Origin of the sequence: Flavobacterium azooxidireducens (genome assembly GCF_023195775.1) — a bacterium.
GTDB lineage: Bacteria > Bacteroidota > Bacteroidia > Flavobacteriales > Flavobacteriaceae > Flavobacterium > Flavobacterium azooxidireducens.
The window spans coordinates 2,706,444-2,729,968 of record NZ_CP096205.1; the positions used below are offsets into that span (position 1 = coordinate 2,706,444).

The following is a 23,525-nucleotide window of genomic DNA, read 5'->3' on the forward strand; positions in this document are numbered from 1 at the left end:
TGCTTTAGGGATGTTTATTGTTTTGGAGAAATTAATTAATCCAGTTTTTTCCAGATTATAGGAAAGAAAAAATCGAATAAGGATTTATATGAAAACGGAAAATTGTTGAGCAGTACCGTTCAAATGGGTAATTACACTTCCTACCCAAGTGCATTTTTGGTAGTGGATCCGGATGGGGTTTATAGCAAGCATTATTATGCCGGTGCACAGCGTATAGCAGCACGAGTAGGAGAGGAAAGTGCCGATGTTTTGTTTCCGGAAGATCAAGCTAAGTTTTGCTCTGAAGATAAAGGACGAACTGCAGACGAACACAAGAAATTGCAACAAGATGATTTGCAACATTATTTAGAAAAGGGAGAAATAAAAACCAAATTGAGCTTTAAAGAGTACAAGCCTCAACTTGATAAAGAAGAGGACGAAACAACTTCCTATAATGATAATGGAGAATCCTATGCCGCTCGACCAAAAGACCAGATTTATTATTACCACCCGGATCATCTAGGTACAGCGACATTTTTAACAGACGGGAATGGGTTACCTTATGAATTTTTCTTAAATTTACCTTTCGGAGAAACGATGGCGGAGCAACATAGTCAAACGGCCGATTATGACAACCGCTGGAAGTTTACGGGTCATGAGTTGGATCGAGAGACCGGTTTGTATTATGCGGGTGCGAGGTATTATGATCCGAAGGTTAGTATTTGGTTGAGTGTGGATCCGTTGGCGGAGAAGTTTGCGAGTTGGAATCCGTATGCTTACACTTTTCAAAACCCAATTAATTATATAGACCCCGATGGGATGCAAGGGGTAAAACCTCCTAATTTATCGGGAATAATTAATGTTTCAAACGTTTTATCAGGAAAAAAGTGGATTGATTACAGAAGTAATGTGACAGTTACAAGTACTAGAAGTGTTTTCGGATATGAAATTAGTAGAAGCACAGAAACAAGAAGTTCGGCTTCAGGAACATATGAGTGTGCAGATTACAGCAGGCTTCAAGTTAAACAAGGTGGCGGTGATTATACAGCTGTTGGTTCAAAGAAAAGAGTTGATATGTATATTAAACAAGGTGGTAATGATTCAAAATTAGATTTGCAAAAAGGAATAGATACGATTGTAAAAAACTTAAAAGAAGGAAAAGCAGTCATGGCAGGAGTTATGTATGACTCTGATAAAAATACTGGAAATGCGAATAGTGCCACAAATCACTTCGTAACAATAGTAGGGATGGGAAATGATGAAGAAGGTGCTTATTTTTCTTATTACGATAATTTCACTGGTGGTGAAGGTGAGGAAGTTGGAACAGATTTGTCGTTAAATAAATTTAGAATGTATAAGTCTTCTGATGGGACACATTATTTTTCTGATGGAAAGGATGGTAACATTCCTTTAAATGGAAATGAAGCTGCCACTTCAAGTAAACCCAGTAGATATGTATTAACTGAAATAAGAGATAATGAGTAGATTTTTATTGTTTAGTTTATTTATCTGTTTTTTCGCTTGTAATAAGAAAGCAGAGAAGAATATTATAGGTTCATATAAAATTGATAAGTATAATATTCTGAACAAGAAAGATGAAATAAAAGATTATGAGTATTTAAAAATAAATGCTAATGGATATTTTGAACTTTTTTATAGTGTTAGTGACTCTAAAAGTCAAATAACTGGGACATGGAAAGTCAAAAAATACGATGCTGATAAAGTATATGTTAGTTTTAAATACGGAAATAGTCAAAAGACAGGAATTTTAAAAGGTACCATATTTTATTTTATCTATCCGGATGATTTTCATAATGGAAAATACAAAAGTGTTATATATGTAAACTTCAAGAAAAGTGATTGACAAAACTTTGCTGCCACACAAATTCCTTCACACGTTTCTGAATATTTTTAGCTTCTAAATTTTACAAAAGAACAACTCTAATCCCATACCAAACCTAGTATGGGATTTTTTTATACTTCTTCACAATGCGTGTTTTTACCCTTAAATTTTAGTGAAAATTACGTATTTTCACGTATTGACCACCTTTACTTTAAAAGGTAAATTTGACTATTATCTTTTCTTACAGAATTGTTCTTTACGCTATTATTCTGTCATAAAATGATTTAAGTGTACTTTTTTGAGTAACCGGTGATGTTTTTGTTTTTGATTCAATATTGTATAGTGCACATGAGTTCATTTACTACTCTAAGGTTGTAAATGCTATTGTTAGAAATTAACCAAATTTAATACATACAATGAAAAACAACAACACCATTCGGTATTTGTCCTTTCACAAAGGATTATTCCTTTTTCTTTTCGTATTACTAAGTTGTAGTACAACACTTTTTGCTCAACAATCCGGTATTATTTTATATTGGGATTCGCAAGTAGGTTGTTTGAATTATGAAGAAGATAGAGTAAAAGAGGTATTTATTGAAGCCATAGGCGAAGGGAATTGTGCCAAAACTTGTGAAAACAGCGTCGTTAATTATTATCTTCAAGGTGATACTATTGCCCAAGTGGATTGGAATGTCTCAGGAGGTTCTATTAATGCCATATCGGGAGACCAATTGCAGGCCACTATTAATTGGGGTACATTTGGAAGTGGTTTTGTGAGCTTTACAATCACACTTACTGACCAAACCGTTATTCAAAAAGTTTTTTGTATTGATATTATAAAAGGTCCGGTTGCGGATTTTGCTATTGCAGGAATAGATGGCAATAAATTCTGTGCAGAAGTTCCTTTATATTTTATCAACAACTCACATCCTGACGGCGGTACGCAACTTGTATCCTATTTTTGGGATTTTGGTGATGATACTTATTCTTCTGAGTTTGAACCTTCGCATACCTACATGAATTCGGGATCTTATAACGTGACTTTAGTAGTTAGAAATGAGTGTAATTGTATTGCGAAATATGGTTTTAAAATTGATATTGATCGACCTACCTTACCAATTAGTTGCCCTACAGTTGTTTGTGAAGGAGCTATTGAAATCTATACCGTTGAAGGAGCTGAATGCGAAATTGAATGGAAAGTGGAAGGTGGGAACATTGTTTCGAACCCGAATTCAACTTCTGTTCAAGTTATATGGGATGATGTGGACGAAGAAGGTTTTGGGTATTTAAGTGCCTTAAACAGATGCGAATGTCCGCTGTGGACAACCGTAAAAATTCCTGTGATTAAACAAAAAGGGACTATTCTGGGAGAAACAGAACTTTGTACTCCACAACAATACCGTTATAAGTTGCCACAGTGGCCAGGAACTTTTTATGAGTGGACTGTTACAAACCTTGCCGGAACACCTTCCACTACAAATGTTATTCAAACTGACCAGCTAAATGAAGCTGTTTTAAGTGCTTTGCAATCCGGAACTTATTTGTTAAAATGCGTTTATCAAAATGAATTGACTGGGTGTGGCGGTGTCGCAACACTTAAGCTCATTATTAATGATAGTCAGGATATTGCCGGTGATTTTGTTTTATGTCAAGGTTCGGTTGGAAATTATTCCACCAATTATTCGAACACAACTTGGCAACTCAGTTCGAATGGAACAGTACTATCGACAGGTTCAGGAAGTAATTTTAGTTATTCGTTTACTCAAGCCGGAACATTTATGCTTTCCGCTTCATCACCGGATAGTTGCAACGATAATTCAGTTGCTATTTCTGTTCTTGAGACCGGAAGTTTAACTAATAGTATTTCCGGAGATGCATTGGTTTGTAAAGGTTTGCCTTATACCTATACGATGGCATCCGTAGGCAGTGCTTATACACTTGTTTGGTCAACTACAGGAGGGTCGATACAAGGGCCAAATACAGGAGATTCAGTAGTTCTTGTTTTTGACGATCCTGTACCTTCATCCGGCTATTATGAAGTTATTGTTGAAATGCAACGAAATGAATTTCCATTTTGTACAACAGAACCAATAACTTTACAAGTGTACCCAAAGGAAGCAGATATTGAGATTGAAAATATTGATAATTTATCTACTTTTTGTCCAAGTTCATTTACCTCTTTTACGTTTGATTTTGATTATATGACTGAAGTGGAAGATATTACTTGGCGAATTGAAAGTGTAACCGGTAATACGAATTTTGGAAATATTATTGGTGGACAAGGAACCGATACTCTTTCTGTCTCTTGGAATGAAATTTCTGAAACCAATTTAGGGAAAGTGTATTTGGATATCCGTTTTTGTGGCAAGATAGAAACGTTTGAATTTGATGTTACCTTGGTTAGTACTCCTACATTAACGTGGAACGTGCTTCAAACGGTAATTTGTGCTGGGGAATTTAACCCTTTCTTTTTGGAAGTTGAATCAGACATTACTATTAATTCAGGGACTATTATTTGGGATTTAGGTAATGGATCTACTTATTCTCAAAATATTACTGCTCCAGGAACAATTTTTGCCAGCGGTATGCTTAATTTTCAGAACATTTATGACACCAATATTTTACAAACCATTACAGCAACTATAGTTAGTCCTAATGGATGTGATGTTTCTTCTACTTTAACTGGTGAAGTTACTGTATTGCCTTCTCCTAGAATCACTATAACACCAGGCTTTAATTATGCGGTTTGTCCTGATTCAGGAGGTAATTTCAGTGTGGACCTTACTGCAAATGTTCAAGGAGGCTTAACTTTAGTAGGAGCACCCGAATGGTATAAAGAAAATGGAACTACTCCTATTTATATTGGAAATGGTATCGATATTACTATAACAAATCTTCATGGTTTTGGTAACTATTATGCCTTAGCTACAGCCGATAATGGTTGTGTAGGTAAATCTCGTATTATTTCAATTTTTGAAAGTTGTCCACAAGGGTCTTGTGCTTTAACTTTTAATCCATCAGTCTCCGTAGCTGTAAGTAATCAAAGCACTTGCTATTCGTTTCAATTAACAGGATCGTACACCCACTCACCAGCTACTATCTCTTGGTATTTTCCTCCAACAACAGGTATGACATTGACTTCATCTACCAACACGACAGCCAATTTTGATGTAGTTTATCCGGGTAATTATATTGTTTTCTATAAAGTTTACTACCTCAACGGCGAAGGACAGTTGTGTTTGAGAGAGGATTCAGTTGAAATTACCGTTCCATATATAGCCGATATCCGTTATCAATTATCTTGTTTAGGACAAGGAGCTTATGATTTGACACTTTTAGATAATTCTACCCATATATTAACTGATTCAGAATTAGATGATTTGGTTTATACGTTCTATATTAATGGTAATGTGCAGCAGTCAGGAAATGATCCTTATTTTAATACTACTTCTTTAACAGCTGGCACTTATACATTAGGACTACAACTAAGTCATCCGGATTATCCAAATATAACCAGTTGTATGGCAGAAACACCTCTAACACTCTATCCTGATCCTGATACTAATTTTACTATTAGCCATAGTCCTAATTGTACCGAACAAGTGGTATTGTTAACACTAAACACTCCCATAACAGCTCCTGGATATCGTTACGAGTGGCAATTTGATGGTACAGGTTTTATTATTCAGAGTCCCTTGACTAATCTACCAACTATCATTAATTTAAAAGAGAGAAATGAACAAGTTCCTGTTAAATTAATAATTACGGATCCTAATGGTTGTGTGTTTGAAAACACGGTTTTAACTGTTGATCTTGTTTCGATGGCGGACTATTTAGGCGGTGAAATTGATGGTGGGGGTACTTTTTGCTCAGGAGAAACGGTATCATTGGTCTATTTTAATTCAGAGAGTACGCCTTTTAGCTACCAATGGATGCAAGGTAACCAACTTATTGCTGGGGCAACTTCTGCTACCTATTCACCTACGCAAAGTGGTAGTTATTGGGTGATGTTGTATAACAATGTAGGATGTTCAGACCGACGCACACCTTCTGCTACAGTTACTTTTTATCCAACTCCCAATGTGAGCATAAACGGACCGGATGCGGTTTGTGCCAATACCGATTTTGTACTTACCGCTACCGTGAGTGGTGGTGGCAGTTTAGAAAAACGTTGGCTACGCAATGGTGTTGAAATTCAAGGTTGGGCAGTTGCTACACCTACGACACTTAACCTTACCGAAAGTGTTGCCGGTGTTTATACCTATCGTATTGAAGTACGTGATGCCTTAACCGGTACTTGCTCGTCTTGGGCGGAATTTGAAGTTACCGTATTGGAAGCTGCCGAATTGCATGTTTGGTATGATTTGTATAATTGTAATCCTTATCAGGTGAAATTAAGTGCCTCGGCTTCCGTGAGTGGTGGAACTTTTTTATGGAGTAATGGAGAGGATGGAGAAAGTATTCAGGTGAATACCGGAGGTGCGTATAGTGTGACCTATATTGCCGGAAATGGTTGTGCGGTAACGCAGCAGCTGTTTGTGCCGAAAGACCCTGCTATTTATTTGTGGTTGTTTCCTTCCGGTTGTGTAGAATTGTGTAAAGAAGAATTGGCTACTAAAATTTTATTACCGGCTCCTAATGCTCAATTCAACCATTACAGTTGGGATGTGAATAATGTTCCGGATTTATTTGGTAGTGGCTTTTCACCGGTTTATCAATTAGGAGGTGGAGGTTCCTTAGACCTTACCTTGGAAAATGAGTTATGTGCTGTAACGAGTAATCCGTTAGTTATTACCGAACTTTCGTGTAGAAAGTGTGATCCTAAGGTGGATGTTAAGCAGGTAAAAATATATACAGAGCCCTACACCTTTTATGAACTAGAGGCTAGCTTTGAAAACAGTTTTGGAAGCGATGTGATCATCGAAATCTCATCGCCACAAAGCTACGGCGTTTTTGTTCCTTCTAGTGTGTATATTCCGAACGGCCTTATATATAACTTTAATCCGCTTACTTTTATCCCATCGAATGGATTTAGCGGAGGAACAATTTTAATTCGTTTCTTAATTAAAGACAAGAATGGAAAAGTTATCTGTTTTACCGACAAGGAAATTGAATTACCAAATGCAAAACGAATTGCCTCTAAACCGGACAGTTTAAAAGTAGTACCTAATCCTTCGGTTTCAGTTACTTCCTTTGATTACGATTTAGGAGCTTCTCAAAACGGTCAACTAAGAGTGTATGATATGCTTGGCATTCAACGCGGCTCATTTGATTTGAAAGAATCAAAAGGAAGTTTACCTTTTGATGCAAGTGCACTACCCTCAGGGAACTATGTAGTTGTTCTTTTTGCAGAAGGGAAAGCCATACAACAACAAGTGCTGATAAAAAAATAAGTATCTTTATACCGCAGGTACCCCAATGCCTGCGGTTTTTTTTATTTTAAATTTTAAACTACGTAGCTATGAAAAAACACCTACACCAACTATTTTCTATTTTATTTTTTCTATTTTCTTTTATCACTTTTTCTCAAGACTATCAATGGCAGTGGGCTCATCGAGGAGGCGGGAATCAAAATGCAGGAAGTAATGCATCTTGGTCATCGAGTTTGGAACAAATTTTTGATGTCAAAATAGATCAATACAATAATTATTATTTTGCAGGAACGGTTACAAATTATAACCCCGTATTTATGGGGGAGTCAATCACTAAATATGGGAATAATAATATTGATACCGATATTTATATTGTTTCTACGGATTGTGAAGGAAATTTTCGTTGGCATACCACTATAGGAGGACATGCAGGTGTTTCTTATGTTTCAATAGATTTAGATAATCTTGGTGGGTTGTATATTTCTTTTACTACAGGTAATTTTTCTAGAACTAATAACACAAATGTAGCCCCTCATTACGCACCAGGGGTATCGTTGGGCTATGGTACCTCAAATACTCCTAACCCAAACAATAGATCCATTACGTTGATAAAGTATGATACAGACGGAAATTATTTATGGCACCGCATGCCTCAGGATGAGAATGTCACCACCGTCTTTACACCTGGGTTTTTCGAGACAAGAGGACTTGGTTATTCTTTGATAGTAGAACCCGATGGTACTATCCACTGGCATTGCCGATTTGCACCGGGTAATCATTTGAATGGACAACTCGTAGTGACAGAGGATGTGAGTGAATACCACGCAATCTTAAAATATGATAAAGACGGGAACTACCTCAGTCATATACCACTTCCATTTACGGGAGGAGCAGGGCTTTTTCAAACTAAACTTTATCGAGACCAGCTAAATACTAGATACTACTTTTATATAACAGCTGTAAGTTCGAGTGGTCTTGAACCAACCACATGGGAAGGAGAGACCCTTAACACAGCCGGAGCAGTTTATGCTTTGGATGTAGCGGGAAATGAGTTGTGGCGAAAAGTAGCTTCCTCTCCCTCATTACGTAGTGCCACGATATGGGGACTTGTGACTGATGAAGAATCGAATGTTTATTTAACAGGTAGTGCAGGAAATCAATCAATTAATAATCTTTATGCCTCGCTTGCAGGATATACCTTCACACACTCTTTTTCAAGTCCTTATTTAATTAAATTAAGTCCTGATGGCAATTTGTTATGGGGAACTAATTTGAATCCTGCTGAAGGATCTAATCTAAATGATTGTGGAAGTTGTCCTGGGAGGTCAATCACAATTAATGGTGATGAGGTGTCTATGGTTGGTAGTTTAGAATCTAATTCTTGGGGTAATCTAACGATGCCACGAGCTTATGGTGATGGTCCGGCACCGGTGCTAGTTCGATTTAATAAAGAAACCGGAGAACCAATCGCTATGAACGATATTAAGGATCTTTTGGGTGTTAATTCATCAGAGGAGCTAATGACTGTGGCTACTGAACTCAATGGTAATTATGTGGTAGGTGGTTATGCTCGTAGCACTATTTTTGTAAATCATCCAACTATTGCTCCTTTGACCACCAATGGAGGTTATAGTGATTTTTTTATCGCCAAGTTAGGCACAGGGCCTTGTGAACCACTTTCTATTGATGAACCAGTTAAAAATAAAGTAAAACTTTATCCTAATCCAACCGGAGGGATGTTGTATATAGAAGCTGAAAACTTACGAAGTTATGCGGTATATAATTTGTTGGGTCAGGAGTTGATGAAGGGAGATTTCAATGGCAATAACAATGGCAATAACAATTTCAAAATCAATATGGAGGGTTTGAGTAGGGGGACTTATTTGGTGAGGTTGATTGGTTTGGATGGGGTGGTGATTACCGAGAAGATAATCAGGGATTAATGTGGCGATTTGTCAATGTGGCAATTAGCCAATGTGACGATTTCTGAATGAAGCAATCCGTTTGCTATTGAAATATAAACAATACGATATGAATAAATTATTACACTATACATTTACTATTTTCTTTTTTCTATTTTCTTTTATCACTTTTTCTCAAGACTATCAATGGCAGTGGGCTCATCGAGGAGGCGGGAATCAAAATGCAGGAAGTAATGCGTCTTGGCAACCGAGTTTGGAACAAATTTATGATGTCAAAATAGATCAATACAATAATTATTATTTTGCAGGAGCAGTTACAAATTATAACCCCGTATTTATAGGGGAATCAATAACTAAATATGGAACTAATAATATAGATACTGATGTTTATATTGTTTCTACCGACTGTGAGGGTAATTATCGTTGGCACACTACTTTGGGTGGAGAACCAAGTGAATTTTATGTCTCAATGGACTTAGATCATATAGGAGGTTTATATATTTCTTTTACAGCAATCAATTCCTCACGTAGCAACAACACAAACGTTCCTCCGCATTACGCTCCCGGCGTATCATTGGGTTTTGGAACCAATGGAGCCAATCCTAACCCCAATAACAGAAGGATAGCGTTAGTCAAATATGATACAGAAGGAAATTATTTATAGCATCGAATGCCTCAGGACGAAAATGTTACAACATCTGATATACCTGGATTTTTTCAAGCAAGTGGACTCGGTTATTCTTTAATTTCAGAACCCGATGGTACTATTCATTGGCATTGCCGATTTGCACCGGGCAATCATTTGAACGGTTCATTGGTAGTACCGGAAGATGTGAGTGAATACCACGTGATTTTAAAGTATGATAAAGATGGTAATTATCTCAGTCATCTGCCGCTTCCTTTTACTGGGGGTTCAGGATACAATTACACCAAACTCTATCGTGACCCTTTAAATGAGCGGTATTATTTTTATATTTTCTTATTAAATACTACCGCAACTTGGAATGATGAAGAGTTGATAACTGGTGGGGCTGTTTTTGCATTAGATGCAGAAGGCAATGAGTTATGGCAAAAAGTGGCTTCTTCTCCCACAACTCTCAGTGCTTCTATTGTAGGTTTAACCACAGATGAAGAATCAAATGTTTATTTAACTGGTAGTGCCGGTAATCAGACGGTTAATAATTTGTATGCATCTTTAGCGGGTTATACTTTTACCCATTTTTCTTCTAGTCCTTATTTAATCAAGTTGGATATGGATGGTAATTTAGTATGGGGTACTAATTTAAACCCTGCTACAGGACCAACGGATCAAAATATTTGTGGAAGTTGTTATGGTAGATCTATTGCAATAAATGGAGATGAGGTCGCTATAGCGGGAAGTTTACTAGCCAATTCTTGGGGTAATTTAACAATGCCGCGAGTATTTGGAGATGGTCCGGCACCGGTGCTAGTTCGATTTAATAAAGAAACCGGAGAACCAATCGCTATGAATGAAGTTAAGGATCTTTTGGGTGTTAATTCTTCCGAAGAACTCATGACAGTAGCTACCGACCTGAATGGTAATTATGTGGTGGGCGGGTATGCCCGCAGTACTATTTTTGTGAATCACCCTACAATTGCACCCTTGACTACGAATGGTGGATATAGTGATTTTTTTATAGCCAAGTTAGGTACAGGGCCTTGTGAACCGCTTTCGATTGATGAACCAGTTAAAAATAAAGTAAAACTTTATCCTAATCCCACCGGAGGGATGTTGTATATAGAAGCTGAAAACTTACAAAGTTACGCAGTTTATAATTTGTTGGGACAGGAGTTGATGAAGGGAGATTTCAATGGCAATAACAATGTCAATGGCAATAACAATAACAATAACAATTTCAAAATCAATATGGAGGGTTTGAGTAGGGGGACTTATTTGGTGAGGTTGATTGGTTTGGATGGTGTAGTGATTACGGAGAAGATAATCAGGGATTAATGTGGCGATTAGTCAATGTGACGATTAGTCAATGTGGCGATTTGTGAATGAGGCAATCCGTGTGCTATTGAAATATAAACAATACGATATGAATAAACTATTACACTATACATTTTCTATTTTCTTTTTTCTATTTTCTTTTATCACTTTTTCCCAAGACTATCAATGGCAGTGGGCACATCGAGGTGGAGGAAATCAGAATGCAGGAAGTAATGCAACATGGCAACCTCAATTAGAACAAATTTATGATGTCAAAATAGATCAGTATAATAATTATTATTTTGCCGGAGCAGTCACTAATTACAACCCCGTATTTATGGGAGAGTCAATTACTAAATATGGGACAAATAATATAGATACTGATGTTTATATTGTTTCTACGGATTGTGAAGGAAATTTTCGTTGGCATACCACTTTGGGTGGAGAACCCGGTGAGTTTTATGTTTCAATGGATTTAGATAATCTAGGAGGTTTGTATATTTCCTTTACGACCATTAATTCATCACGAAGTAACAACACGAATGTACCTCCTCATTATGCTCCAGGAGTATCGTTAGGTTTTGGAACCAATGGAGCCAATCCTGACCCGAATAACAGAAGAATAGCTTTAATTAAATATGATACAGAAGGTAATTATTTATGGCATCGAATGCCTCAGGATGAAAATGTTACAACGTCTGACTTGCCTGGTTTTTTTCCAGCAAGTGGAGTTGGATATTCTTTAATTGCAGAGCCTGATGGTACTATTCATTGGCATTGCCGATTTGCACCGGGTAATCATTTGAACGGAGCTCTTGTAGTCACTGAGGATGTGAGTGAATACCATGCGATTTTAAAATATGATAAAGATGGCAATTACCTCAGTCATCTGCCGCTTCCTTTTACGGGAGGAGCAGGGCTTAATCAAACTAAACTTTATCGTGACCCGTTAAATAGTAGATACTACTTTTATATAACCGCTGTCAACTCTAATGGTCTCTCGCCGACTACTTGGGAGGGAGAAACTCTAAATACAGCCGGAGCAGTATATGCTTTGGATGCAGCAGGAAATGAGTTGTGGCGAAAAGTAGCTTCTTCTCCGTCTTTACGCAGTGCCTCTATATGGGGCTTAACAACAGATGAATCTTCTAATGTTTATTTGACCGGACTTGCCTCAAATAATACAGTTAATAGTCAATATGCTTCTTTAGCGGGTTATACCTTTACCCATTTTTCTTCGAGTCCATATCTGATGAAGTTAGACCAAGATGGCAATTTGTTATGGGGCACTAATTTGAACCCTTCTATAGAGTCAACAGATCTAAATGAATGTAATAGTTGTTTTGGTCGGTCTATTGCAATAAATGATGATGAAGTAGCAATAACAGGTAGTCTACAATCCAATGCATGGGGTACTATATCGATGCCACGAGCATATGGAGATGGTCCGGCACCGGTGTTAGTTCGATTTAATAAAGAAACAGGAGAGCCAATAGCTATGAATGATATCAAGGATGTTTTGGGTGTTAACTCATCAGAAGAACTAATGACGGTGGCTACTGACCTCAATGGTAATTATGTGGTAGGTGGTTATGCCCGTAGCACTATTTTTGTGAATCATCCTACCATCGCACCCTTGACTACAAATGGAGGTTACAGCGATTTTTTTATCGCTAAGTTAGGCACAGGGCCTTGTGAACCGCTTTCGATTGATGAACCAGTTAAAAATAAAATAAAATTGTATCCTAATCCAACCGGAGGGATGTTATATATAGAAGCTGAAAACTTGCGAGGTTATGCGGTATATAATTTGTTGGGGCAGGAGTTGATGAAGGGGGAGTTCAATGGCAATAACAATGGCAATAGCAATAGCAATAGCAATAACAATTTCAAAATCAACATGGATGGGTTGAGTCGGGGGACTTATTTGGTGAGGTTGATTGGTTTGGATGGTGTAGTGATTAAGGAGAAGATAATCAGGGATTAATGTGGAGATTAGTCAATGTGACGATTAGTCAATGAGACGATTTGTCAATATTTTAGATTTCTGCTATTCGTGGAATTTAGAAAGTTATTTAGTTTATATAATTTAATCAAATAAATCTCACCAAATTGAAACTGACCTAAGGCGATAAATGCAATATTATTTGCAAATGCTTTTTCACCGATTAGGTGCTCAATATATGTATATATTGCCTCTCTAAGTCTAGGGTTGTCTTTGTGGACAATGTAGTTTTTGAGCAATACTTTTATTCCTAAATCGGTTGGTTTGTGTGGGTTTTCTAATGGGATGAAATACATTTCACTTATTCGCAAAATGATGCCGTAATATTCTAGTGGTTTGTCGGTGCCATTTTCGTATTTGGTTAGGTTGGTTTCGGGCTGGAGGAATGCGATTATTTTCCAACGTTCTATAGCTGGTGCGTGATGGACTAGTAATTCTACTTCTTTGAATAGATATGGGTTTCCGTTTGCTGTGATTATTAATTCCGCACCGTTTATTTTGTTTTTGATGATGAGGTCTAGGTCTTTGTTGTATTGGTGTAGTATCTCGATTAGTTTGTCGAAGTGGTTTTTTAGTTCGTTTTTTGGGATTTCGTTTAGTAGTAGAAAAACGAAGTTGTTTTGTTGGAAGTAGTTCCAGAAGTTGGTTATAGTGTTCATTATTTTTTGGTTTCAGGTTTCAGGTTTGCTTCGCCAGTCGCCCTTTGGGCTCGTGTCAAGTTTCAGGTTTGCCAGTTTGCTATCGCTCGTATCAGGTTGTTGGAACGCGGATGAAACAGATTCGCCGGGGCGAAACGCGGATATTTACGGATTTTATCTTTTGTCTAGTGTTGATTTATCGTATGCAATTAAATTGACCATCTCACGTAAACGGCTTCTAACTCGGTTGCCGTAATGGGTTTCTATTTCTGTGGCTGATAGGTTTGTGGTGATGTGGGTTTTTAGTTTTTTTGAGATGAATAGATCGTATCTGCTTAATAGAATTTCTGCCATTACGTTACACTCGTTGCCGAAATACTTTAGGTTGTTTTCTGTGCCTAAATCGTCGAAGCAATAGGTTCTTGGTTCTGATTGGTATAGTTTGCCGATGCTGTATTTGTGGATGATTTGATAGCCGTCCTGGATAAATTCAAAGCTGATGTCTCTGCAAGGTTTTACAGAGAATTTGTATTCGGTAGGGGTGAGGTATTTCATTAGGTTCATGAGTGATGTTTTGCCGCAGCCGATTGGACCGGATAATAGTATTCCTTTGTTAAGGTTTATGCCGTATTGAAAACAAGTTGGCTCATCTCTTAGGGAATAGGCGATTAGTTTGTACACGATTGGGTAATCTGTTTCTACTATTTTGAAATGATTGCCGTATAGTTCGACGCCTTTGGCTTGAAGCCAGTTGATTACTTCGGTGTAGCTGTAGTGGGATTTTATTTCGTTTTCCATATTTTGTTTTTTAACCACATAGGAACATAGGTTTTATAGTTTTTTTGAGATTGTTTAAAGATGCTTCGCTTTTGATAGTTTATCATAGGTTTAACCGCAAAGTTCGCAAGGATTTACGCAATCCCTAAAGCTTTCGGGACGCAAAGATTTTCGATTGGCTCGGGAAGATAGAGCCTACTGCGTAGGAGATTCCTATTTCGTCTTCGACATCCTGCGGAATGACAAAGAAGGTTAAAGAGGTTCTGCATAGTTTTTTTCGGTTATGGTGTTGAGGTGTTTTGGTCGATTTGTCGGTGTTGTATCGGTGTTGTGATTGAAATTAACACTGTTGATTATCCAATTTTGAGCTGCTGCTTGCCAATTGATCATTGGAGTTTTGCCACCGACTAGCCAACCGACACTGGAGAAATAATTGAAGAATTTTTGTGCTTCGAGTTCCGGGAAGTTGTTGGCTTGGAAGTAGGTTTTGATTTCATCGATTGTTGGTGTTGCCTTTTTCAAAGGAGATACCTCGGCTTCGCTCGGTATGACAAAATCACGAGGTTGCAATTCTTCTTCTTTTTCTTTTTCTTTTTCTTTTTCTTTTTCTTTTTCTTTTTCTTTTTCTTTTTCTTTTTCTTTTTTCGCGGAACTTTTTTCTTTTTCTGAATTTTGATTTTTTAATTGAATATTGTTTTCATCTTCAAAAATTTTTGCTTGCTCGTTCAAGTTTGCAACGTTTTTATCGTTTGAACTGTTTGTATTGTTTATAAAGTTTATAGAAGGTACTACTGCTTGTTCAGTACCTGTTTCACTACTGGTACAAGACTTGTTTAGAGCTTGTTCTGAAACCGATTCAATAAGTGGTTCATTTTTTAGTTTTCTCTCATTTTTTGGAGCTGGTTTTAGATCTTCGGAAAAATTGAATAAAATGACATGACTTCCTTTGAAAGGATTGTAGGATGGCTCGTAATTGATGTAACCTAAACTATGTAAGTTCTTCAGGCATTTGTGATAGGTTGCTTTGGAACTGATTTTGCTTATTCGCATTACCTCATCGCGATTGATACTTATTGGATTTTTGAAACGGTTGCAGTTCCAAAACTGAAATAAGGCCATGTAAAGGCTGACGTGGGTTGGGTTGAGTGCTTTGTCGAGGACTACTTTTTCGAAGAAGCCGGTTAGGTGTTTGATGTAGTTCATTTTTTTTGAGTTGCTGAGGTTTTCCTCCCCCCGGCCCCCTCCGAAGGAGGGGGTGACGAGGCGTTGAGGATTAGGTGTAACATTTGTTTTTTTATTGTTTTTGTTAACCTCACCCTAAATCCCTCTCCATCCGCCTTCGGACGGGACAAGAAGGAGAGGGACTTTAAGATTCTGCTGATTTTTTATCTTTTATTTGAAGAGGGTGGGTAGGGCTTGGGTTTTGTTGGTGTTTAGGAGTTTATCGATGTCGGCATTGTCGTAGTAGAGGGTGCCGCCGATTTTGGTGTAGGTTAGGGTTCCGTTGATGCGGAGGTTTTGGAGGGTTCCAGGGGAAATGTTGAGTAGGTTGCGGACTTCAATGGATTTGAGCCATTTTTTGGATTGCTCGGGTTTGGAATTTAAAAGATCTTTGAAGTCTTTTAGTAATAGTGTTCTAAATTCGTTTAGGTCTTCCCGAGTGATTACTTCTATTGCCATAACTTTTGATTTAATATGTTATATTTTACCGATTAATACCCAAAATGACCTTTCTAAATTGCTCTTTTTTCCTTTTTTCTTCAAAATAAAAATAAACCGTAGCTACTGCTATGCTTGATTTTTCTTTATTGAAAAAAGAAAAAAATCTTCAATTTATTTAATGCCATTTTGACTATTAATCGGTAATGCAAAATTGTTTAGATTGATTTAATTTATTTCAGAAGTGATTCAGAAGTGGAAAACAAAAAAGTTTAATTTTAATGACAGTATTTTAATTTTTGTCAATAAAATCAATGATTTAACGTGAAAATAATTTTTTAAAATTTTACCATATAAGTCACATATGTTTTTAATTATGATGGATGTCCATATAAGATTTGCGTAATTACTCTTGATTATTTTGTTGGTTTTCGTTTGCCGATTTTAGCTGTTGGATGAAGGAAGTGGGAGACATTCCGATTCTGTTTTTGAAACAGAGTGTGAAGATTTGCGTAGAGCCAAAACCGGCTTCATCGGATAGTGCTTTGTTGGTGTAGTTTCTGAATTTATTGTTGCTAATTAATAACTCGACTATGTAATCAATTTTAAGGTCGTTTATGTAGGTTGTGGTTTTTTTTTCTCTTTGCTCAGCAATTATTAACGACGCATATTTTGTATTTGTGTCTAGTAGTGCGGCAAGTTTTGCCAAGTTCATGTCTTTTTCGAGGAATTTTTTTTGGTTTTCGAATTTCTCCAGGTTTTTCATTAATGATTTGGTTAATTCCGTACTTAGGTTTGAATTTTGGTTGTTCGCTGGTGTGATAGTTGTTTTCTTTTTGTTTACTAAATCAGCCATTATTTGATTGAATTTTTCTTTTTCTCTTTTTTTGGACTCTAGATGCCAACCGAACAAGCTTAATAGAATTATTATTAGTGATGCTATGACAAGAAAATAGATTTTTCTGTTTGATGCTAATTCGTTTTCGATTTTTTTCTTTTTTTCGAGGAGTGTTTTGGTGTCGTATTCTTTGTGGACTTTATAGGTTAGGTATTTGAATTCTTTGTTTATTTCATTGTCAAATTCCATTAGCTTTTTGATAAAGAACAGTTCTTTTTCCAGTTCATTGGTTTCTCCAAAGTACAGTATCAGTGTTTCATAGGCTTCTCTAAGCTCCGGACGAGTGTATTTTCTAATTTGAATGTCCTTGTGTACTTTTAAAAAATAAGTTACTGCTTTTTGTTTGTCGTTGATTTCCCAATAACATTTTCCAAGATAAAAATTGGTTGTAATTAGATTTGCATAGTCATTTACTTTTACGAATTGAGGTTTTGATTCCTTCAAGAATTTGATTGCGTTTTCATATTCTTTTTGTTTGCATAGATTAATTCCGTTTGCATTTTTGAAGTACGGAACCATATCATCTATTTCATATTCATTAGCTAGCTCCATACCCAGTTTATTGAAATAGGAGGAATGGTCATATCTTTCAATTTGTGTGTAGCTCAACGCAATCGCCTGCATTGATTTTAAATAGGCCAAATCATTTTCTTCTTTAAAATATTCCATACATTGATTAAGTAATGCAATTGCTTCATCATAATAGCCTAAGAAATATTTTGTTAGAGCAATCGTATATTTTACTTTATGGATTAAGTATTGATCATTTGTTTTTGCTACATGATTGTTAGCGAGAATATATAGATCTAATGCCTTGGTATATTCATTGTTGTCATAATGTGCTGCACCCACGGTAAGATAGGTACTCCCTAAGATTTCGTTGTTTTTAGTTTCTTTTGCTTTTTCAAGTAAACTATCTGCATAGATCATTCTATATTTTTTATCTGCAAAATGAATTAATGCTTTATATGCCTTAGCTTGCTGTGTAAGGTTTTTTTCTTTGTTTGCTTTTTTTAGCCAGTAATTCGCAAATTGTTTTGCTTTTATACTATCTGTTCTGAATTCTATTATTTTTTCTTCGAAGAATTGGTAGTTTTTATTGGACAGACTGTCAACTTGATTACGCTGATTGGCTTGAACAATTGTTAAAGTGAATAGTGTGCAAAGAATGGTAATTATAACGTTTTTCATTTCAGTTGGTTTAGGTTTTGGTTCAACTTACTGTTTAAAAAGTTTGTGGAATTGAAATGGGTGTAGTAAAAATATTAAAATTTTTTAATTGAAAATCATGCATTTTATTCTTTAAGTAAATTGATGTTTTTAAAATAGGTAGCCATGTTCAACTACATCTTGTTTTATTGATAAAATCTAGTGATTTTTAAGGTATTGGATTCTAGAATCCAATAGTTTGAATTCGGAAATCTAGTATTTCTTGTGTTGTGTGGGTGGATTTGAGCCGGTAGTTTTGTCTCGAATTCAACCGGTTTTGTTATGAGCGAAACCAGCCAAAACTGTTCAGATTACCCCGGGCGAAATGAACTGATTAAAAATAAATCAGTAACATTTAACACTTAAACCAACATGAAAAATTATTTCCTTATTTTACTCTTTACTTTACCATTTGTTTCTTGTGAAACAACAGAATCTGAACTAACAAGTTCTGAAACCAATTATTTTAACAAGAAATCACAAGAATTACTTCCTTTGAATCCTGCCAACTCTTTTGATTTTGTAGGTCAAGTTCATTATGCTATTTCTAATTCTTATTTTACTGATTCCAATTTACCTAAAACAATAGACAGTATTGTTTATCAAGTTAATTTGAAAGCCGGTATTCATCCCTTTTTTGATGATTTTTTATCTACTGATTACAATTTAGTTTCCAAAAGCCGAATTACTTATTTAGTTTCTGATCCTCATACTGCGTTTGATTCTATTGTTGATGATTTACCACTAAATACTACAGCTAAAAATGATTTTCGTCTTTTTGTAGAGACCGTCTTGTCTAAAGTGGACAATGATGTGGATTATATCGACATTCATAATTACGTTGTTCTTTACGAATCGACGATACAGGATTCAGGTCAGCTTTCTGCTAGTGAGAAGGAGTATCTGCTGACAGTTACCTCAATCATTCGGCATAGTGTATATGCTAAAAAGAAAAGACCTAAGAAAAATACTGATCTTGATTGGTATTGGTTGGGGGCGAAATTTACCGGAGCAGTTGAAGGTGCTCAATACGGAAAGTCGCATGCGATACTTAGTGCTTTGAAAGCGGGAATTATTGAGAATCGCTAAATGTATTTTTGCCACTGATTCACAGATTAAGAAATTCTTAAAAACAGTGGTTATTATTTCACTACTTTCTTAGGGCTTTGACCTAAGGTATATTATTAATAAGGCTATCCGTTAGGGTAGCCTTTGGTGTTCATCTGAATTGTTCATTCTGTTTAGGAGGTTTTCTCTTAATGAAGTAATGAATTTTGTTCGTTCGGATTTTCTGTTTGTGATTTCGTAGAATGTTCTGTGGAACTGACCTAGGTCTATGTCAAATGTTCTACTGAACCCTTGTACAATTTCTCCAATGTCTGCTGCTCCGTGATTGAATACTCCTTCGGTGTGTAAGGCATAAATTAGCTCGATTATTCCCACTTTGGAGCCTGTCCATTTGAGGACTTTTTCTTGGTGAAATGCTTTTGATTCTGTTGAGCTTTTTAATTTAGCAATAAGGTAGATTTGCAGTTTTTCGTTGGATAAAATTTGAGCTACTTTGTAGTCGTGTGAGGTTGCAAACAATTTGTCTATTTGGAAATAGAAGCTATCCATTACCAATTTACTATCTTGTTGATTTCTTAGAAAATATTTATCATCTAGGTACTGATTTCCTTTGCGGTAATATCTATAAAACTCTGCATTATCTATAAAAAACTGTTCCCGCTTTTTTAGTTGGGTGTTGTAGTACTTTCGAATTGTTTTTTCTGAGGCGACCGGTTTATTACATTCTATATTAAACATTTCGTTGAAGTAGATAATTTGGCTTGTCAATTTAGGTTTCCAATTTTTAAAGAAATCAATTTCTTCCTCTTGACTTGTTGTATGGTTGATGTACGAGGTTCTTAACTTTTCATATCCCTCCATTAATATGTTGATTGCTAACGAGCAATTTTGAATTGGGTCTTCTTCCACTAATGGGAGGATTTTGGTTAGTTGTAGATCTAGTTGGAGGAAGAGTTGGTTTGCGAAGTTTTTCATGGTTTTTTCCTCACCCCGACCCTCTCCAAAGGAGAGGGAGACGAGATGGTTAGGTTTAGTGGAATATTTGGGTTTATAATTAATTTTTTTGCTCATAAACCTCACCCCAACCCTCTCCGAAGGAGAGGGAGACGAGATGGATAAGTTTTGTGGAACATTTGTGTTTTTGATTGAGTTTTATTCAATTTTGGTTGCTTTTGGTGTTGGCAAAACTAGGGTTGGGAATTGGTTGGGGCAATAGTTTGTGTGTGGGATTCTGGAATTGCATAGTTGGTATTTTGGAAATGTATAGTCTTTTTCATTTTAAAATGGTGGGATTTGAAATTTTTTTGAAGTGGACGTTTTTTCAGTGTTTATAGCGGTTTGGTTTTCTTTTTGAAGGGTTGTTTTTATTGGTTAAGTCTCTTTCTTTTAGCTGCATTCTTTTTTGGATTTTTCTTGAAAATGAGGTGTTGGATTCTAGAATCCAGCACTTAACTTTTAGTATAGATTGGTGTAATTTGATAGGTTTGTTTCGCTTTTTGCTACTTCGACAGTTACAAAATCTATCAAATAATATATTATGTCCGTTTCAAATCAAGGAGATAAACTCAGGATTATTTATCAGTTGTTATTTGACTTGGCAACCGGTAGAAGAATCATTGATTTGGATTTGACCACTTTGGATGATGACTATGATGCCATTTTATTGACTTTACTAGAACAAGGTGAGCGAATTCGAAAATTGGTTTTGGAGCAGGGTATGGTTCCGCCTTATGCGAGTTTTCAACATTTGAATCAATTTGTATTTGTTTTGGATAACCATTACAGAATAGTCGATTTTAATTTTACTGTTGTTGAACGGTTGAAGTATACATCAGAAGCTATTCAGAGTCTGCTTTTTGAAACGTTGTTGGATGATTCTTCTAAATTGGTTTGGAATGCTTTACTAGAGCAGGTTAATGCTGAGACTCATTTTTTTGTTACTACGGAATTGCTGTTTTTGACCTCCGATGGATTTAAGCTGCCTTTATTTTGTACGGTTAGCAATAGCCTTGTAAATCAGCTGGTGTTTGTGATCACGGTGAAGGTTTTTTTGAAAGATACTCCTTTTTTGAAGTCGATTCCTTCTGCTATTACAGAAAAAGTGAAAGCTGAGGTAGCTGTTATTGAAAACGTGCATGCTTATATCTTAGAGCATTTGGATGCTCCTTTGCCTTCTCTTAAATCGTTGGCTTTGCTTTTTGGGAGTGAAGAACATAAAATCAGGAATGGCTTCCGGGAGCATTATCATACTAGTGTGTATCAATTTTATCAGGATGAACGGCTGAAGAAAGCATATTTGCTCATTATGCAAACTGATTTACCATTGAAAGAGATTGCGTATCAGTGTGGGTTTGGGATGTATTTGAATTTTTATAAGGCTTTTAGGAAGAAGTATGGGTTTTCGCCGAGTGTGTTGAGTAGGAAGTAGGGAGTGGGGAGTAGGGAGTAGGGAGTTTTTGGAATGGGATAACGAAATGCTTGATTTGCATAGTGTTATGGGAAATTAATTTGGAATTTTACATTCATTATTATACGTGGTTTGTTTTTTTAGCCACGGACTAGACTGATTAAACTGATTTATACGGATTACTTTATCACTATTGAAAACTTGTTATTATGAATTTGGAAAGAATAAAAAATAGTGTTGTTTTGACTGTGAGTTACTTGTATGTTTTGCTGTTTGTTTATGCGGCGGTGAGTAAGTTGTTGGATTTTGAGAATTTTCAGGTGCAGTTGGGACAATCGCCTTTGTTGAGTGCTCATTCTATCATTATCTCTTGGTTAGTGCCGCTTGTTGAATTAGTGATTGCGGTGGCATTGCTTTTTAATCGTCTCCGGTTTTGGAGCATCTATTTTGCTTTTTTTCTGATGTCATTGTTTACTTTTTATATTTATGTTATCCTCAATTTTACAAATGATATACCGTGCTCTTGTGGAGGAGTATTGGAGGATTTAAATTGGACAGAACATTTGATTTTTAATTTGGTGTTTGTTTTTTTAGCGGTTGTTGTTTTATGGATTTTAAAAGAAGATTTTAGCTGTTCTGTTCTTAATTTTCAAACTAACCGAATTACTGCTACTTTTTCTGTTTTAGCATTGGTTTTAGTTACTCTGTTGGTTTGCTTTGGTATAATTTGGACGCTTTTCAAAACATCGGATTATATCATTAGTAAAGAAAATCCATTTATAAGAAAGTTTTCCGTGCGACCTGTTGAATTTGTAAAGCAAATTGATCTAGATTTTAACTCTTATTATATTGCAGGATATGATGAAGGTGTTATTTATTTAGGAAATTATACTGCACCGCTTCATGTTTTAACTATTGATAGTTCATTAACCTATAAAAAGGAAGAAAAAATACTTATTGACAAGAACAATTATTCCTTTCGATCTCTACATTTAAAAGTACTACCTCCTTTTTTTTATTTGTCAGATGGAGCCGTTCCTATACTCTACACCGGAAATACTGTGGAATGGGTAGGAACTACTCATACAATTATACAACCTTATTTTTCTAAAATTGTCCCCATGGATACTATGAATTTTGTTTTTAGAGGGTTGAGCAGTGATACGAATGAAAACATAATTGGTCTGTTTTCACTTGACCAAAAAGATACGTTGCAACTTTTGCCCCGTTTGCTAGAAAAGCAATCTAAACATGACGGTTTATTTGATACTGACGGTCATTTGATTTATAGTAAGGAGCTTTCGAGATTCATTTATGTGTATGCTTATCGCAATGAATTTATTGTTGCAGATCAGTTTGGGAGGCTTGATTATCGGGGAAATACTATTGATACAGTTAGTCGAACACGTTTAAAAATTGCCACCACTAGTGATGGAAAGGAAAAAGTTCTATCTAAACCTGGTTTGTTAGTCAATGGATCTGCATTTGTTCATCGTCATTTGTTATTTGTTGATTCACGCTTAAGAGGGAAATTTGAAAAGAAATCTGTGTTTGAACGCAGCACTACATTTGATGTGTATGATTTGAGAAAGCGAAAGTATCTCATGAGTTTTTATATACCTCATTTGAATGGAAAAAAACTACATTCTTATTTTGTTACTGATGATAACTTGTATGTACTTGTTAATCAGCAAGTGATTGTTTACCGATTTAAAAATAATTTAAAGAAGGAATTTGAATAGCTAAACTTCAACTACTTCTTTTATGCAATACCGGCCGGTTATCAGGAGATTG

At 36.0% G+C, this 23,525-nt stretch carries 16 protein-coding genes; 10 read left to right on the forward strand and 6 right to left on the reverse strand.

Annotation, left to right across the window (positions count from 1 at the left end):
• Window positions 1-105 precede the first annotated feature (105 nt).
• From M0M57_RS11750 to M0M57_RS11780, 7 genes are all read left to right on the forward strand, one after another.
• On the forward strand, window positions 106-1,464 hold the full coding sequence (locus M0M57_RS11750) for an RHS repeat-associated core domain-containing protein (RefSeq protein ID WP_248433219.1): 1,359 nt from the start codon (window positions 106-108) through the stop codon (window positions 1,462-1,464).
• Window positions 1,457-1,843: a hypothetical protein gene (locus M0M57_RS11755; protein ID WP_248433220.1), complete on the forward strand. Its 387-nt coding sequence runs from the start codon at window positions 1,457-1,459 to the stop codon at window positions 1,841-1,843. The genes M0M57_RS11750 and M0M57_RS11755 overlap by 8 nt, the downstream gene beginning before the upstream one ends.
• A 395-nt stretch (window positions 1,844-2,238) precedes the next feature.
• Window positions 2,239-7,215: a PKD domain-containing protein gene (locus M0M57_RS11760; protein WP_248433221.1), complete on the forward strand. Its 4,977-nt coding sequence runs from the start codon at window positions 2,239-2,241 to the stop codon at window positions 7,213-7,215.
• A 68-nt stretch (window positions 7,216-7,283) separates the two neighbouring features.
• A complete protein-coding gene (locus tag M0M57_RS11765; RefSeq protein ID WP_248433222.1) occupies window positions 7,284-9,137 on the forward strand; it encodes a T9SS type A sorting domain-containing protein in 1,854 nt (617 codons plus the stop codon).
• A gap of 88 nt (window positions 9,138-9,225) precedes the next feature.
• Complete coding sequence (locus M0M57_RS11770; protein ID WP_248433223.1) at window positions 9,226-9,780, forward strand: hypothetical protein; 555 nt, start codon at window positions 9,226-9,228, stop codon at window positions 9,778-9,780.
• A gap of 6 nt (window positions 9,781-9,786) precedes the next feature.
• Complete coding sequence (locus tag M0M57_RS11775) at window positions 9,787-11,091, forward strand: T9SS type A sorting domain-containing protein (RefSeq protein ID WP_248433224.1); 1,305 nt, start codon at window positions 9,787-9,789, stop codon at window positions 11,089-11,091.
• An 88-nt stretch (window positions 11,092-11,179) separates the two neighbouring features.
• Complete coding sequence (locus tag M0M57_RS11780) at window positions 11,180-13,057, forward strand: T9SS type A sorting domain-containing protein (protein ID WP_248433225.1); 1,878 nt, start codon at window positions 11,180-11,182, stop codon at window positions 13,055-13,057.
• Window positions 13,058-13,101: 44 nt separating this feature from the next.
• Here M0M57_RS11780 and M0M57_RS11785 read toward each other — a convergent pair whose 3' ends face one another.
• The 5 genes from M0M57_RS11785 to M0M57_RS11805 form a co-directional block, all read right to left on the reverse strand.
• Window positions 13,102-13,734 carry a hypothetical protein gene (locus M0M57_RS11785; protein ID WP_248433226.1) on the reverse strand — a complete coding sequence of 211 codons (633 nt, stop codon included), beginning with the start codon at window positions 13,732-13,734 and terminating at the stop codon, window positions 13,102-13,104.
• Window positions 13,735-13,887: 153 nt separating this feature from the next.
• Window positions 13,888-14,511, reverse strand: coding sequence for a P-loop NTPase family protein (locus M0M57_RS11790; protein WP_248433227.1), 624 nt, complete (start codon window positions 14,509-14,511; stop codon window positions 13,888-13,890).
• Window positions 14,512-14,742: 231 nt separating this feature from the next.
• Window positions 14,743-15,693, reverse strand: a complete 951-nt coding sequence (locus M0M57_RS11795) for a transcriptional regulator (protein WP_248433228.1) — start codon at window positions 15,691-15,693, stop codon at window positions 14,743-14,745.
• A gap of 189 nt (window positions 15,694-15,882) precedes the next feature.
• A complete protein-coding gene (locus M0M57_RS11800) occupies window positions 15,883-16,170 on the reverse strand; it encodes a helix-turn-helix domain-containing protein (RefSeq protein WP_248433229.1) in 288 nt (95 codons plus the stop codon).
• A gap of 385 nt (window positions 16,171-16,555) precedes the next feature.
• Entirely contained in the window at window positions 16,556-18,238 is a 1,683-nt protein-coding gene (locus tag M0M57_RS11805) for an AraC family transcriptional regulator (RefSeq protein WP_248433230.1), read from the reverse strand.
• A gap of 390 nt (window positions 18,239-18,628) precedes the next feature.
• Between M0M57_RS11805 and M0M57_RS11810 the strand changes: the two genes are divergently transcribed.
• On the forward strand, window positions 18,629-19,345 hold the full coding sequence (locus M0M57_RS11810; protein WP_248433231.1) for a hypothetical protein: 717 nt from the start codon (window positions 18,629-18,631) through the stop codon (window positions 19,343-19,345).
• 111 nt (window positions 19,346-19,456) lie between these two features.
• Here M0M57_RS11810 and M0M57_RS11815 read toward each other — a convergent pair whose 3' ends face one another.
• Window positions 19,457-20,299, reverse strand: a complete 843-nt coding sequence (locus tag M0M57_RS11815; RefSeq protein WP_248433232.1) for an RteC domain-containing protein — start codon at window positions 20,297-20,299, stop codon at window positions 19,457-19,459.
• A gap of 562 nt (window positions 20,300-20,861) precedes the next feature.
• Here M0M57_RS11815 and M0M57_RS11820 point away from each other — a divergent pair.
• Both M0M57_RS11820 and M0M57_RS11825 read left to right on the forward strand, forming a co-directional pair.
• Complete coding sequence (locus tag M0M57_RS11820) at window positions 20,862-21,752, forward strand: helix-turn-helix transcriptional regulator (protein ID WP_248433233.1); 891 nt, start codon at window positions 20,862-20,864, stop codon at window positions 21,750-21,752.
• A gap of 188 nt (window positions 21,753-21,940) precedes the next feature.
• On the forward strand, window positions 21,941-23,473 hold the full coding sequence (locus tag M0M57_RS11825; RefSeq protein WP_248433234.1) for a MauE/DoxX family redox-associated membrane protein: 1,533 nt from the start codon (window positions 21,941-21,943) through the stop codon (window positions 23,471-23,473).
• The last annotated feature ends 52 nt before the right edge of the window (window positions 23,474-23,525 follow it).